The following is a 16103-nucleotide window of genomic DNA, read 5'->3' as shown; positions in this document are numbered from 1 at the left end:
GTCCTTAACGGTTGACAGCCGCACGTCATACGTGCCGGCCCGAAAAAAATGCTTCGCGGACAGTGCGCATCAGCACGGCCTGCCGGCGCGGCAGATCGAGATGACGCACCTGCGCGAAGCCGTGGCGCGCGAGATAGCCGATCAGGCGCTCGTGGTCGGCGCTCGGCACGCAGACGACGGCCGACGTGCGCGGGTCGTCGAGGAACAGGTAGTGCACGACGGACGGCAGCCACGCCGCCACGTGCTCGGCGCCGCGCCAGCGCGGCTCGCCGACCAGCATCCGCAGCCCGCGGTCGTAATCGCCCGGCTGCAGGTGCGGCGACAGCGGATCCTCCTTGAGCCAGCACGCCTCGACATACGCGAACGGCTCGTCGTCGAAGCAGCCGACCAGCGGCGCGACGTGCGGATCGTCGAGCTGCCGTTCGAGATAGGCGCGCGGCGACGGCGCGCCCGTATCGCCCCAGCCGGCGCGCACGCGCGGTTCGTCGAACCAGCCGCCGATCCGCGCGGCATCATCCTTCAGGCGCAGCCCGCGCAAGGTGAAGCGCCGGCCCTCCGCCACCGGCAGGTCGCGGCGATAGAGCGGCCCCGCCGCGCACGGCGCGCGGCGCGGATGGCGCAAGCCCTCCGTCACCCGGTACAGCGGCGCGGTCGTGGTGCGCCCGGCGGCGTTCTCGAGCCACAGATCGGCCTGCTGCGCCCAGCCGTCGCGCAGGCAGACGCCGTCGTCCGCGAGCACGCCGCTCGCGCGCAGCGCGTCGAGCGCGGCGCCCGGCAGCGCCGCCGGATCGAGCCGGCAGGTTGTCAGCTCCGGGGTGCCGCCGAACACCGCCGACAGCGCGGCCAGCAGCGCGCGCCGCTGATCGGCGATTTCGGCCGCCGGGTTGTAGGCGATCAGCCGCAGCGCCGCGTCGTCGGTCAACTGCGCGCGCAGCAGCTGGGTCGCGAGACCCTCGCCCTGCGCGACGCGAATCTCCGCGCCGTCGCGCTCGACCGTGATGCCCGCGGCCAGCGCGAGCCGGAACACCGGGCGCGCGTCGAGTTCGGACGGTCGGGTTTCAGCCAGCATCACGCACCTCCAGCGCAATCGACGCCGCCGCGAGCCGCCGGCCCAGCCCGGCAAAGCTCGGCGCGGCGAACACGTCGGCGATCGCCAGCGCGAAGCCGGCCGAACGCGCGTCGTCCACGAAACGCACGACGTCGAACGAGCTGGCGCCCGCGTCGAACAGATCGTCGTGCAACGCAACCGGCGGACCGTCGAACCGGTCGTGCCAGACGTGCCGCAGCGCATCGGCAAGCTGCGCGGCGCCGATGTCGGCTTCCGCGTCGGCGCCGGCCTCGGCCGACGGCTGCCCGCTCGGCGCGGCGGCGGGCGCCGGGTACGGCTGCGCCGCGCCGAGCGGTGCGTCCGGCGCGTCGGCAAAGCGCTGCACGGCCGCCAGGTAGTCGGCCGCGAGCCGCTCCACGAACCCGCCGTCCACCCGCTCGTTCGCATAGGAAAACGCGCCCGTGATGCGACCGTCCGGATGCTCGACGACATCCAGCTCCAGGTCGAACACGACCCGGTGCCGCACGTCGTTGAACGCGTCGACCGACAGTCCGGCCCAGTCGCGCGACGCGGCGCCCGACGGCCGCAGATAGTTGAACATCACCTGGAACAGCGGATTGCCGAGCCCCGCGCGCGGCGCGCGCAGCGCGGCGACCACGTCGGCGAACGGCGCGTCCGCGTGCGCATAGGCGGCCAGCGCCGCGTCGCGCACCGTGCGCAGCAGGGTCGCGGGCGTATCGGCGGCGCCGAGCCGGGTGCGCACGACGACCGCGTTGATGAACAGCCCGAGCGCATGGCGCGCCGCGTCGCCCGTCAGTTCGCGGGTCGACGCCAGCACGCCGACCGGCTGGTCGAGCGCGCCCGTCAGCCGGTAGAACGCGGCGTTGAGCGCGGCGTGCAGCAGCATCGGCAGCGTCGCGTGCGCGTCGAGCGCCAGCGCGCGCGCCTGCCGCGCCAGCGTCGGGTCCAGCTCGAACGCGATCCGGCTCGCAGCCCAGTCCGGCCGCTCGGCGCGGCCCGCTGCCGGCGCGGGCAGCGCCGGCGCACGCGACGCGTCGAGCGCGCCGCGCCAGAACCCGAGCCGCGCGCGCGGCGCGGCGGCGGGCAGCCCCGGCCACGCCGGCGTGGCCGGGGCTGCCCGCCGCCGCGCCGCGCGCGCGGCGCGGCGGCGGGCAGCCCCGGCCACGCCGGCGTGGCCGGGGCTGCCCGCCGCCGCGCCGCGCGCGCGGCGCGGCGGCCGGCAGCACCGGCCACGCCGGCGTGGCCGGATGCGCGTGCGCGGCCCCCGTCGTCAGCCCTACGTAGGCGCGGCGGATCTCGTCGAGCCACAGGTCCATCGACTCGCCGTCCGACACGATGTGGTGGACGACCAGCGACAGCACGTGGTCGTCGTCGCCGAGCCGCGCGAGCCGCGCGCGCCACAGCGGCGCGTCGGCGTGCAGGTCGAACGGCGCGAGCGCGTCGGCGTCGGTCAGCGCGCTCGCGCGGGCCAGCCGCGCCGCGTCCGACGCTTCGGTCGTCAGGTCCGCCACCGGCAGCGCCACCGCTTGCGGCGGCGCGATCCGCTGCCCCGGCAAGCCGTCCGCGCGTTCCACCAGCCGGGTGCGCAGCGCCGGATGCCGGGCGGCCGCCCGCGCCAGCGCGTCGCGCAGCGCGTCGACATCGAGCGGACCGCGCACGCGCAGCGCGACCGGAATGTTGTAGGCGGCGCTGTCCGGCTGCGCGCGCCACAGGAACCACAGTCCGTGCTGCGCGGCGGACAGCGGCAGCGCGCCGTCGGCATCCGCCAGCGTCGCGGGGTCCGCCGCCGCGCCGGAGGCCGTCCCGTCCGTCTCGGCGCGCGGCGCGAGCGCCACCCGCTGCGCGTACTGCGTCAGGATCGGCGCCTCGAACAGCGCGCGCACCGGCACGTCGCGCCCAAGCTGTTCGGCCACCCGGGTCGCGACCCGCACGGCGGCCAGCGAATGGCCGCCCAGCGCGAAGAAATGGTCGGCGCGGCCGACCCGTTCTCCCCCCAGCACCTCGCGCCAGATCTGCGCGAGCGCGGTCTCGACGCCGGCCGCCGGCGCTTCGTAGGTTCGTTCGGCCCGCACCGGCGCCGGCAGCGCCGCGCGGTCGACCTTGCTGTTCGCGTTGCGCGGCAGCGCGTCGAGCACGACGATGTGCGCGGGCACCATGTAATCGGGCAGCGTCACGCGCAGATGCGCGTCGAGTTCGGCCGCATCCACGTGCGACGTCCGTTCGCGCGCGTCGGCGCTCAGTTCGACATAGGCGACCAGCGCGGCCTGCGCGCCCCGGCCGTGGACGACCGCCACCGCTTCGCGCACGTCGTCGTGCGCGGCGAGCTGCGCCTCGATCTCGCCCAGCTCGATGCGCAGGCCGCGCAGCTTCACCTGGTGATCGACGCGGCCGATGAAATCGAACACGCCGTCGGCGCGCCGCTTCACCAGGTCGCCCGTCCGGTACAGCCGCGCGCCCGGCGGGCCGAACGGATCGGGCACGAAGCGCTCGGCGGTCAGCGCCGGCCGATCGAGGTAGCCGCGCGCGAGCCCGACGCCCTCGCCGCCCAGGTACAGCTCGCCGATCACCCCGACGGGCAGCGGATTGAAGCGCGCGTCGAGCACGTGCGCGCTGCGCGCGCCGACCAGCGTGCCGATCGGCAGATACGCGCTGTCGGCCAGCAGCGCCGGATCGTCGCCCGGGTTGAACATCCACAGCATCGGCGTGATGACGGTTTCGGTCGGCCCGTAGCCGTTGACGATCCGCGCGTTCGGGAACGCGCGGCGCATCAGCGCGAACGCCTCGCGCGAGGTCGCCTCGCCGCCGACGGTCAGCGAGCGCAGCGTCGGCGGCGCGCCGTGCGCGAGCGCCCATTCGGCGAGCTGGGTCGCGCAGCCGGGCGGCACGTAGGTCATCGTCACGCCCTCGCGCACCATCAGCCGGCAGGTCTGCGCGGGCGGCCACAGCGTGTCGGCCGTCACCGCGACCGCCGCGCCCGACAGGTACTGCGAGAACCAGCCCTCGTGCGCGCCGTCGAAGTTGACCGACTGAAACAGCAGGAACACGTCCTGCTCGGTCGCGCCGTAGCGGCGCGCGATCGCGTCGCAGTGCCGCGCGAACGATTCGTGATCGACGATCACGCCCTTCGGCTTGCCGGTCGAGCCCGACGTATAGATCGCGTAGGCGGCCTGGGTCGGCGCGACGGCGGGCAGCGCGACGGCCGACGTGTCGTCGGCGTCGAACAGCCGCGCGTCGTCGATCGGCCAGACCCGCATCGCGTCGCCCACTGGCAGCGCGGACACGCTCGCGCGTTCGGTGACGAGGTGGACGATGCCCGCGTCGTCGACGATCTGCGCGAGACGTTCGCGCGGATGGCCCGGGTCGAGCGGCACGAACGCGCCGCCCGATTTCAGCACGGCGATCAGGCCGACCAGCAGATCGACCGAGCGCGCGAGCGCGACGCCGACCCGGCTCTCCGGGCCGACGCCTGCCGCGACGAGCCGCTGCGCGAGCCGGGTCGCGCGCGCATCGACCTCGCCGCGCGTATAGGCGCGCTCGGTATCGGCGACGCCGCGTGCGTCGGGCCGCGCGCGCGCATGCCCGGCGATGCGTTCGTGCACCGGCCGGAACGGCTCCGGCGCGCCCTCCGGCAGCCGGTTCCACGCGTCGAGCTGCGCGCGCTCGGCGGCGGGCAGCCATTGCAGGTCGCCGACCCGCGTCGCCGGCGCGGCCGTCGCGCTCGACAGCAGCTCGACGAAGCGCGCCGCGAGCCGCTCGATCGCGTCCGCGTCGAACAGGTCGCATGCATACACGAGACGCGCGTCGAGCGCGCCGTCGTCGCGCGCCTCGAAGTCGAGCGTCAGATCGAATTTCGCGAACGGCGTGCCGGACGGCAGTTCGGTCAGCCGCACGTCGGCGAACGACGGCAGCGGCCGGCGCGCGCCGTACGCAGCCATCACCTGGAACAGCGGATGATGGCTCGCGCTGCGCGTCACGCCCAGCGCCTCGACCACCTGTTCGAACGGCACGTCCTGATGCGCCTGCGCGTCGATCAGCGCGCGCTGGGTCGCGTCGACCAGCGCGGCGAACGGCTCCGCCGTGCCGACCGGCGTCGCCAGCGTCAGCGTGTTGACGAAGAAGCCGATCAGGCCGACCGTGTCGCCCCGCTCGCGGTTCGCGGACGGCACGCCGATCTGGATCGCCGGTTCGCCCGACGCGCGCGCGAGCAGCGCGTTGAGCGTCGCGAGCAGCACCGCGAACGGTGTCGCGCGCCGTTCCTGCGCGAGCGAACGCACCCGCTCCGCCAGCGCCGCGTCGATCCGGAACAGATGCCGGGCGCCGCGCACGCTGCGCTGCGCGGGGCGCGGCGCGGCGCCCGGCAGCATCAGGACGTCGCGGCCCGGATCGAGCCGCTCGCGCCAGAACGCCAGCTGCCGGTCGCGCTCGCCCGCGTCGAGCCAGCGGCGCTGCCACAGCGCGTAATCCGCGTACTGGATCGGCAGCGGCGCGAGCGACACCGACTCGTTTTTCGCATACGAGCGGTAGAAGGAAGCCAGCTCCGCGAACGCGACCTCGGCCGACCAGCCGTCCGACACGATGTGGTGCGTCGTCAGCACCAGCCAGTGGGTGGTCGCATCGAAGCGGATCAGATGCGCGCGCATCAGCGGGCCGTGCGCGAGATCGAACGGCTGCGCTTCGTCGGCATGCGCGAGCTCGAGCGCGCGCGCGTCGCGCCGGTCGGCCGGCATCCCGGCGAGATCGGTCAGGCGCCACGGGCAGCGCGACGGCGGATCGACCCGCTGCCACACGCCGTCGGCGCGTTCGGCGAAACAGGTGCGCAGCGCCTCGTGGCGCGCGATCAGCGCATCGCACGACAGGCGCAGCGCCTGCGCGTCGAGCGCGCCGTCGAGCCGCATCCGCTCGGTGATGTGATACGCGCCCGGCGCGTCGATCATCCGCGCATGCAGCCACAGGCGCGTCTGCGCGAACGATGCGGGCACCTGCGCCGCCCGTTCGGCGCGCGGCGGAATCGGCAGCAGGCGGAAATCGATGCCGGCCGCGCCGAGCTTGTCCAGGAAGACCTGGCGCTGCGCATCGGGCAACTGCGCGAAACGCGCGGCGAGCGACATCAGGTCCGGTTTTGCGGTGGTCATCCGGCGATCCTCATTGGGTTTCCAGTTCGTTAAGCAGCGCGTCGATCGCGCCGGCGGCATCGGCGCCGCCCGGCGAACCGTCGGCGCGCGCGCGATCGATCACCGCCGCGCAGCGCGCGAGCGTGCGTTCGTCGAACAGCGTGCGCAGCGGCAGCAGCAGCGACCAGCGCAGGTTCGCCTGCGCGTTGACCTGCGTCGCGAGCAGCGAATGGCCGCCCAGCGCGAAGAAATCGTCGTCGCGGCCGATCGCGTCGAGCCGCAGTACCTGCCGCCAGATCGCGGCAAGCTCGCATTCGGTCGGCGTGGCGGGCGCGGCGAGCGCGCGCGCATCGCGCACCGGCGCGGGCAGCGCGGCGCGGTCGCACTTGCCGTTCGGCGTGACGGGCAGCGCCTCCAGCTCGATCAACTGCGCGGGCACCATGTAGGCGGGCAGTTGCGCGCGCAGCGCGCCGAACAGCGCCGCCTGATCGAGCGCGCCGTCCGCGCCGCGCGCGAGATAGCCGATCAGCTGCTCGTCGCGCACGATCACGACCGCGTCGTGAACGCCGGGCGCGGCGCGCAGCAGCGCCTCGATCTCGCCCGGCTCGATCCGCTGGCCGCGCAGCTTCACCTGCGTGTCGAGGCGGCCGAGATAATCGAGCGCGCCGTCGGCGCGGCGCCGCGCCAGGTCGCCGGTCCGGTAGAGCCGCGCGCCGGCCGCGAACGGGTCCGGCACGAAACGCTCCGCCGTCAGCGCCGCCCGGCCGAGATAGCCGCGCGCGAGCCCCGCGCCGCCCAGGTACAGCTCGCCGAGCGCGCCGACCGGCACCGGCTGCAGCGCGGTATCGAGCACGTGCAGCTGAAGGTTCGCGATCGGCGCGCCGATCGGCACCGACGCCGCGTCGCCGTCCCGCGCGGAGCAGGACCAGTGCGACACGTCGATCGCGGCTTCGGTCGGGCCGTACAGGTTGTAGAGCCGTGCGTGCGGCAGCAGCGCGGCGACGCGCGCGACCAGCTCGGGCGCGAGCGCCTCGCCGCTCGCGACGATCCGCGTGAGGCTCGCGCAGCGCCCGGCCGCGTGGAAATCGTCGAGATGGGCGACGAACGCCGCGAGCATCGACGGCACGAAATGCAGAGTCGTCACGCGATGGGTTTCGATCGCGGCGACCAGCCGGGCCGGATCGCGGTGGTCGCCCGGCGCCGCGATGGCGAGCGTCGCGCCCGTCGCGAGCGGCCAGACGAATTCCCAGACCGACACGTCGAAGCCGAACGGCGTCTTGTGCAGCACGACGTCGTCGCGCGTCAGCCCATACGCGTGCTGCATCCACGCGATCCGGTTCGCCAGCGCCGCGTGCGTGTTGCCCGCGCCCTTCGGCTTGCCGGTCGAGCCCGACGTGTAGATCAGGTACGCGAGCTGCCCGGCGGCGACCTCGAGCGGCGCGGCCGGCGGCGTGCCGTCGCGCATCAGCGAGTCGACCGTCAGCACCCGTGCGCGGTCGCTGCCGCCGAGCGCGGCGTCGACCTGCGCGCGCAGATGCGCCTGCGTCAGCACGACGGCCGGTCGCGCGTCGGCGAGCAGATAGCCGATCCGCTCGGCCGGGTAGTCCGGATCGATCGGCAGATAGGCCGCGCCGGCTTTCAGCACGCCCAGCAGCGCGACGACCATCTCGAACGAGCGCTCGACGCACAGCGCGACCGCGCTGTCGGCGGCGACGCCGGCGGCCCGCAGCGCGCCGGCCACGCGGTCGGCGTGCGCGTCGAGTTCGCGATAGCACATCGACGTCGGCGCGCCGTTCAGGCCGGCGAATTCGAGCGCGACGGCGTCGGGCGTCGCCCGCGCGGCATGTTCGAACTGCCGGTGCAGCGGCAGCGCCTGCGACGCCGGCCAGACCTGCTCCGTCGCGTTCCAGCGCGCGAGCGCGGCGCGTTCGGCGTCCGTCGCGATCGAGATCGTGCCGAGCGGCGCGTCCGGGTTCGCGGCCAGCGCGGCGACGCACGCGGCGAACGCGCCGTGCAGGCCGGCCACGCGCCCCTCATCGAGACGCAGCGCGTCGTAGCCGTAGTCGATCGTCAGTTCCGCGCCCGCCTCGATCACCAGCGTCAGCGCGAAATCGGTCGCCTCGATGTTGCGCAGATCGCGCATGCGCAGCGCCCGTTCGTCGCGGCCGGCCCAGGCCTCGTCGACCGGGTAGTTCTCGAACACCATCAGCGTGTCGAACAGCGCGCCGCCCTGTCCGGCCCAGCGCTGCACTTCCGACAGCGGCGTATGCGCATGCTCGGCGGCGGCGGCGTTGTCGCGCTGCAGGTCGCGCAGCCACGCGGCGGCGCTCCGCTGCGGCAACGGCGCGGTGATCACCGGCAGCGTGTTGATGTAGAGACCCAGCACGGTGTCGACATCGGGCAGCGCGTCCGGGCGCCCCGCCACGGTCGCGCCGAACGCGACCGACGGCTGATGGGTCGTGCGCTGCAGCGCGAGCGCCCACGCGCCCTGCACCAGCGTATTGACCGTCACGCGCAGACGCCGGGCGGTGTCGGTCACGCGCGCCAGCATCCCGGCGTCGAGCGTCGCGCGCCAGGTCCGGTGCTCCGCCGCTTGCGGCGCGCGCGGATCGGCGTCGCGCTGCGCGACCCGGGTCGGCGCGTCGAGGCGGGCCAGCCGTGTGCGCCAGAAAGCCTGCGCCGCGCCGGCGTCGCGCGCGGCCAACCAGCCGATGAAATCGCGGTAGCGCGCCTTCGCCGGCAGCGCGAACGGTTGCGCGCGCGGCGGCTGCGCGTAGTCGCGCAGCACGTCCGCGAACAGCCGCGCGGTGCTCCAGCCGTCGAGCAGCAGGTGATGGCGGGTCCAGACCAGCCGCCATTCCCGTTCCGCAACACGGATCAGCGTCACCCGCATCAGCGGCGGCGCGCCGAGATCGAAGCCGCGCGCGCGGTCGGCCGCGAGCCACGATTCGAGCGTCCGCGGGACGGCGTCGCCGAGATCTCGCCAGTCGAGCAGCTCGACCGGCAGCCGCGCATGCCGGTGCACGATCTGCATCGGCACCGCCTCGTCCGGCGTGAAGCCGGTGCGCAGGATGTCGTGCCGGGGCACCGCCGCCTCGAACGCCGCGCGCAGCCGCTCGACGTCCGGTTCGTGCAGCGTGGCGACCAGCTGGTTCACATAGGTGGATGCGTCCGGCGCGAGCAGCGCGTGAAACAGGATCGCCTGCTGCATCGGCGCGAGCGGATAGACATCGTCGACCGTGCGCAGATCGAGCGGCAGGCGATCGAGCGCGGGCTGCGTGAAGCCCGCCGCGCGCGCGAGCGGGTAATCGCCCGGCGTCGCGCCGCCGCCGCGCCGCGCGACGCGGGCCGCGCAGGCCGCCGTCAGATCGGCGAGCGCCGCCGCGAAGCGCTGCGCGAGCGCATCGACGGTCGCGCGTTCGAATTGCGTCGCGCCATAGACCCAGTGCAGCTTCAGGGTCCGCGCGCCGTCCGCGTCGAGATACGCGTGGATCGCGAGCGCGTTGCCGAGCGGGCCGGCCGGATCGCGTTCCCGCCCGACGCCGCCGAAGCGCGGCGTCAGCGCCGCGTCGCGCGGCGCATCGAACTGGCCCAGGTAGTTGAACGTCACGCGCGGGCGCGGCACGGCGGCCAGCGCCCGACGCAGCGCCGCGTCGCCGTAATGGCGCAGCACGCCGAAGCCGAGCCCCTTGTTCGGCACCGCGCGCAGCGTGTCCTTGACGGCCGCGAGCGTATCCGCGACGCGCGCGGCCACCGGCAGCTCGACCGGATAGTGGCTGGTCAGCCAGCCGAGCGTGCGGCTCACGTCGATGTCGTCGAACAGCGCCTCGCGGCCGTGGCCTTCGAGTTCGAGCCGGCACGACGCCTGACCGGCGCCGGCGCCGAGCGCATGAGCCAGCGCGGCGATCAGCAGATCGACCGCCTGGGTCCGGTACGCGAGATTCGCGTCGGTCAATACCGCGCGGGTCAGGTCGGTGTCGAGCACCTGCTCGACGACCGCCGCGTCGGCATTGCACGCGACGGCGTCCGGCCGGTCGAGCGGCAGATCGGCATGCGGCGCCGCGAGCGCGCTCCAGTAGGCGGCTTCGCCGGCGAACGGCGAAGCCGCGCCGGGCGAGTCCACGCCGGGCGAGCCCGCCGCGCGCGCGGCTTGCGCGAGCCGCGCCGCCCAGTCGGACGCGCGCGCGCCGGTCACGCTCAGGCGCACCGCGCGGCGCTCGAGCGCCGCGCGGTAGGCGGCGTCGAGATCGTCGAGCAGCACGCGCCACGACACGCCGTCGACGATCGCGTGGTGGATCGCCAGATACAGCCGGGTGCCGCCGTCCGGCAGCGCCGCCGCCAGCGCGCACGCGAGCGGCCCGCGCGTCAGGTCGAGTGTGCACTGCAGCGCGTCGAACTGCGCGAGCGCGTCGGCTTCGTCGCGCGCGGCGACCGAGGCCAGCGGCAGCGCATCGAACGGGGCGTCCGCGCGGACGATCCGCCAGCCGGACCCCGCATCGTCCGCGACGAAGCGCTGGCTGAAAATCTCATGCTGCGTGAGCAGCGCGTCGAACCCGCGCGCGAACGCGTCGAGATCGAACGGCGCGCGCGTGTCGAATTCGACCGACTGGTTCCAGTGGCCGCGATTCGGGATCGCCAGATCGAAAAAGCGCAGCTGCGCCGGGGTCAGCCGCGCGCCGCCGGCATCCGTCGGCGGGTTCGTCTTCGCGGCCGCAGGCGCGGCGGCGGCTTCGATCGCCGTCGCGACGCTCGCGAGCTGCGCGACGGTCGGCCCGTCGAACAGTTGCTTCGGCGTGAAGCGCACGCCGCGCTTGCGGGCGCGGGCAATCACCTGGAGCACGAGGATCGAATCGCCGCCCAGTTCGAAGAAATCGTCGTCGCGGCCGACCCGCGCGGCCTTCAGCACCTCCTGCCAGACGGCGGCGAGCGTGGTCTCGGTCGCGCCGCGCGGCGCGTCGCCGACCGCTGCGGCCGGCGCGGGCGCCGCGGCCCGCGTCCGCAGCGCGGCACGGTCGAGCTTGCCGTTGGCCGTCACCGGCAGCGCGTCGAGCACAACGAGCTGCGCCGGCACCATGTAGTCGGGCAAACGCAGCGCCAGCGCATCGCGCAGCGTCGCATCGGTCTGACCCGCACCGGCGCGCAGCGTCGCGAACGACGCGAGCCGGACCCGTCCGTCCAGTTCGAGGGCGAGCGTTTCCGCCTGGATCACGCCGTCGAGCGCGCGCAGCGCCGCGCTCACCTCGCCCGGCTCGACCCGGTAGCCGCGGATCTTCACCTGATCGTCCAGGCGACCGAGAAATTCGAGGCGGCGATCGGCGCGCAGCCGCACCCGGTCGCCGGTGCGGTAAAGGCGTTCGCCGGCCGCGGCCGGATGCGGAACGAACCGTTCGGCGGTAGCGGCCGCGCGGCCCAGGTAGCCGCGCGCGACACCGGGACCGCCGAGATACAGCTCGCCGATCGCGCCTGGCGGCACGCTCGCGCCGGTCGCATCCAGCACGCAGGCGTACGCGTTCGGCAGCGGCCGGCCGAGCGGCACGCCCTGCGTGGCGGACGCGCCGGCGCGCAGCGCCGCCTGCGCGGGCGCGGACGTGTCGCAGCTCAACGCGCCGACGGTCGCCTCGGTCGGGCCATAGTGATTGATCACGCGGCAGCCGGGCTTGAGCGCGGCGATCCGCTCGACCAGCGCCCACGACAGGGTTTCGCCGCCCGTCACGAGCGCATGCGCCGGCAGCACGTCGGCCGGCCGCTGCGCATCGAGCAGCGCGTGCAGATGGCTCGGCACGATTTTCAGCACGCCGACCTCGCGGGTGCGCATCTCGTCGGCGAAGCGGTCCGGATCGAACGCGCACGCGGCCGGCAGCAGATGCAGCGTGCGGCCCGCGCACAGCGCGCCGAACAGCGTCGTGTGGCCGAGATCCGCCGCGACGGTCGACACCATCGCCATCGACGCGCCGGGCGCGAACGCCAGCTCGTCGAGCATCCCCTGCACATAGTCGGCGAGCGCGCGATGCGAGACGACGACGCCCTTCGGCGTGCCGGTCGACCCCGACGTGAAGATCAGGTAGGCGGCCTGGTCCGGCGCGGGCGGCACGCGGCGCGCGCCGGCGTTCGCGAGCGCCGCGTCATGCGCGAGCGTGTCCACGTCGAGCACCTGCGCGCGGCCGAGCACCGGCGCGCCGGCTTCGCGCACGGCCAGCGCCCATTGCGCGCCGCACGCGTCGGCCGCCGCCGCGAGACGTTCCTCGGGCTGCGCGGGATCGAGCGGCACCGCGTACGCGCCGGATTTCAGCACGCCGAGCAGCGCGAGCGCGAAGCGCGCGGAGCGCTCGATGCAGACCAGCACCGGCTGCTCGGGGCCCGCGCCGCGCTGCTGCAGCGCGAGCGCGACACGGTCCGATGCCGCATCCAGTTCGGCGAACGTCAGCGACCCGCCCGCATCGGCGAGCGCGATCCGGTGCGGAGTCTCGACGGCATGCCGCACGAACAGCGCCACGACGTCGTGATCGGCGAGCGGCAGCGCGCGGCCCTCGCGCGCGGCGCGAGCCGCGGGCCTATCGTCGCAGTCGAGCAGCGCGACCGGGCGGCCCGGCTCGCGCACCGCGTCCGCGACCAGCGCGGCATAGCTCGCGAGCCAAGCGTCGGCGGTCTCGGGATCGATGCAGTCGAGCGCGTAGGCGGCCGTCAGCGCGATGCCGTCGGGGGTATCGGTGAAATCGAGCGCGAAATCGAAGCGGGCCGCGAGATCCGGGCCGGGGGTCGCCAGCGCCACGGCGCCCGGCAACTGCGCGCGCCGTTGCGCGTCGAACTGCTGCGCGAACTTGACCCGCAGCCATTCGTCGCCGCGCCGCACCGGCGGCTTCACTGCGTCGATCACCTGATCGAACGGCACGTCCTGGTGCGCGAATGCGTCGAGCGACGCCGCGCGCACCGCATCGAGCAGCGCGCTGAACGGCCGGCGCGGCTCGACCCGCGCGCGCAGCGCGAGCGTATTGAGGAACAGGCCGACGAGCGGCGCGGTCTCCGCCTGCTGGCGGTGCGCGACCGGCACCGCGACCGCGACATCGGTCGCGCCCGTCAGGCGGTACAGCCAGGCATCGAAGGCGGCCAGCAACACCGCGAACGGCGACGCCTGCGCGCGCCGCGCGAGCGCGCGCACGTCGGCCGACACCCGGGGCGACAGCGGCAGCGTCGCGCGGCCGCCGCGATGATCGCGCCGGGCGGGCCGCGCACGGTCGTACGGCAGCGCGAGCGGCTCGGGCGCGTCGGCCAGCGCGGTGCGCCAGTAGGCCAGCTGCCGCTCGCCCTCACCGCCGGCCAGCCGCTCGCGCTGCCATTGCGCGTAGTCGGCGTACTGGATCGGCAACGCGGGCAGCGACGGCGCGCGGCCGGCCGCGAACGCCGCATAGGCCTGCGCCAGCTCGTCGAACGCGCAGCGCGAGCTCCAGCCGTCGCTGATCGCGTGGTGCGCGGTCAGCATCAGCCGGTAGGTGTCGTCGGTCAGCGTCACCAGCGTCGCGCGCAGCAGCGGCCCCTCCGACAGGTCGAAGCCGGCCGCCGCGTGACGCTCGGCGAGATCGGCCGCGCGCGTGGCGCGAGCGGCGTCGTCAAGCTCGCGCAGGTCCGCCTGCGCGATGCGCACCGGCAGCGCCGCATGAATTCGCTGCATCACGATGCCGTCGTCGGTTTCGACGAGCGTCGTGCGCCACGCCTCGTGCCGCTCGATCACGCAGTCGAGCGCGCGTTGCAGCAGCCCGGCGTCCAGCGCGCCGGCGATCTCCCAATGCGCGGCGATGTGATAGGCGGCGCCTGCGTCGCGCGTCCGCGCAAGTACCCAGAAACGCTGCTGCGCGAACGATGCCGGACAGTCGACACGGCCCGCGCCCGTCGGCATCGGCCGCTGCCGCGCGACGATGCCGGGCGCCTGCGCGCCGGTGTCGCTGCGGTCGATCAGCGCGGCCAGCGCCTCGAGCGCCGGGTCGCCGAACAGCGTGTCGAGGCGCAGATCGACGCGCCAATCGGTGCGGATCGCCGTCTGCAGCTGCATCGCGGCGAGCGAATCGCCGCCGCGCGCGAACAGGCGGTCGGCGCGGCCGATGGGCGCGCGCGCGTTCAGGATGCGCTGCCACCAGTCGGCCAGCCGGCGCTCGGTCGGCGTCGCCGGTGCAACGTAGTCCGCGCCGGGCGCGGCGGCCAGCGCGGCGGCCATCTGCCGCAGCGCGTCGCGGTCGAGCTTGCCGTTCAACGAATACGGCAGACGCGCGATCCGCGCATACGCGTGCGGCTGCCACGCGTCGGGCAGGCGCGCGCCGAGATAGGCCTGCAGCGCCGCGTCGTCGGGCTCGGCCTCGGACGCGTCGAGCACGACGCACGCCGTCAGCCGGGTACGGCCGTCGTGCGTGTCGGCCAGCACGGCGGCGTCGCGCACCGCCGGATGCGCACGCAGGCACGCGGCGATTTCGCCGGGTTCCACCCGGACGCCGCGAATCTGCACCTGGTCGTCGATCCGGCCGAGATAGTCGTACGCGCCGTCCGCGCGCTCGCGCGCCAGATCGCCGCTGCGGTAGAGGCGCGCGCCCGGCGCGCCGTCCGGATCGGGCACGAAGCGCTCAGCCGTCAACGCCGGGCGGCCGTGATAGCCGCGCGCGACGCACACGCCGCCGAGCAGCAGTTCGCCCGGCTCGCCGGGCGCCTGCGCGCCGTCGATCCGCGCGACGCGCGGCCCGATCGGACGGCCGATCGGCAGCGACGCATACGCGTCGCCGTCCGACAGCACCGGCACGACGCCCGGCTCCACCGGCCACAGCATCGGCGAGATCACCGCCTCGGTCGGCCCGTAGCCGTTGACGAGCCGCACCGCCGGAAACACCCGACGCACCGTCTCGAACGCCTGCTGCGACAGCGCCTCGCCGCCGAACGCCAGCACCCGCAGCGATGCGGGCACGCCGGCGCGTTCGGCCGCCGCGGCGAATTCGCGCAGATAGGCGGGCGGAAACGCCGCGACGCTCACCCGCTCCCGCTCGATCAGCGCGCGCGCCGCCTCCGGCGCGAACGGCGGCGGATCGCTGACGACCACGCTCGCGCCGACCGCCAGCGGCGTGAGCCAGCATTCGTGCGCGGCGTCGAAGTTCACCGACGCGAAATGCAGCAGCCGGTCGGCCGGCGCGATCGGCAGCGTCGCGGCCAGCGCGTCGCAATGCGCGGCGAGCGGCCCGTGCTCGACCACCACCGCCTTCGGCGTGCCGGTCGAACCGGACGTGTAGATCATGTACGCGGCGGCGCGCGGATGGACCGGCGCGTCGTCCTCGTCGAAGCCGGCGGCATCCGGCGTCGCGTCGTCGCTCGACACGGTGAAGCAGCGCGCGAAGCGCGCGCGCATCGCCGCGTCGGCCGAGTGGTCGACGATGCCGTGCGTGAGGCCGGCGTCCCGCGCGATCCAGTCGAGCCGGGCCGCCGGATGGCGCGGGTCGAGCGGTACGAACGCGCCGCCCGCCTTCAGCACCGCCAGCAGCGCGACGAACAGCTCGCACGAGCGCTCGACGCACACGCCGACCCGCACCTCGGCCGTCACGCCGGCCGCGCGCAGCTGCGCAGCAAGATGGGCGGCGCGGGCGTCCAGTTCGCCGCGCGACAGCCGCGTGTCGGCCGGCGCGAACGAGGCGAGCGCCGGCGCGTCGGGGCTGAGGCGCGCCAGCGCGCGGATACGGTGATGCAACGGAGTCGGGAAACTCGTCATGAGCGTGAAATCCTTCGGGTCCGGCCGCTTCGGCCAAGTCACGGGGCCGCGGGCAGTGCGGCTTCCACTCAGTTGACGAATTGCTTACGCGATTTTTTACCTTTTTGTGCACATCCTCCCGTCGGCGGCGCGATTCGCTAAATATTTCGGGCTGCCATCCGTCTATCAGGCAGGAGGGGCATCCCGCCCC

General features: G+C 74.7%; 2 protein-coding genes and 1 pseudogene. All 3 read right to left on the bottom strand.

The features are described from left to right. Positions 1 to 25: 25 nt before the first annotated feature. The 3 genes and pseudogenes from RZR99_RS02690 to RZR99_RS02680 all read right to left on the bottom strand — a co-directional run bounded on the left by RZR99_RS02690 (position 26) and on the right by RZR99_RS02680 (position 15913). Complete coding sequence (locus RZR99_RS02690; RefSeq protein WP_323118192.1) at positions 26 to 1069, bottom strand: GNAT family N-acetyltransferase; 1044 nt, start codon at positions 1067 to 1069, stop codon at positions 26 to 28. Next, positions 1059 to 6201, bottom strand: a pseudogene (locus tag RZR99_RS02685) (amino acid adenylation domain-containing protein). The gene RZR99_RS02690 and the pseudogene RZR99_RS02685 overlap by 11 nt, the downstream one beginning before the upstream one ends. 10 nt (positions 6202 to 6211) lie before the next feature. Next, positions 6212 to 15913, bottom strand: coding sequence for a non-ribosomal peptide synthetase (locus RZR99_RS02680; protein ID WP_323118191.1), 9702 nt, complete (start codon positions 15911 to 15913; stop codon positions 6212 to 6214). Positions 15914 to 16103 lie beyond the last annotated feature (190 nt).

It is taken from the genome of Burkholderia alba (genome assembly GCF_034721475.1).
Lineage (GTDB): Bacteria > Pseudomonadota > Gammaproteobacteria > Burkholderiales > Burkholderiaceae > Burkholderia > Burkholderia alba.
This window is presented reverse-complemented; position numbering and strand designations above follow the sequence as displayed.

Bases quoted from the DNA above. Each gene is read 5' to 3' on its own strand.
- RZR99_RS02690 (WP_323118192.1), bottom strand. From the start codon at position 1,069: ATGCTGGCTGAAACCCGACCGTCCGAACTCGACGCGCGCCCGGTGTTC.
- RZR99_RS02680 (WP_323118191.1), bottom strand. From the start codon at position 15,913: ATGACGAGTTTCCCGACTCCGTTGCATCACCGTATCCGCGCGCTGGCG.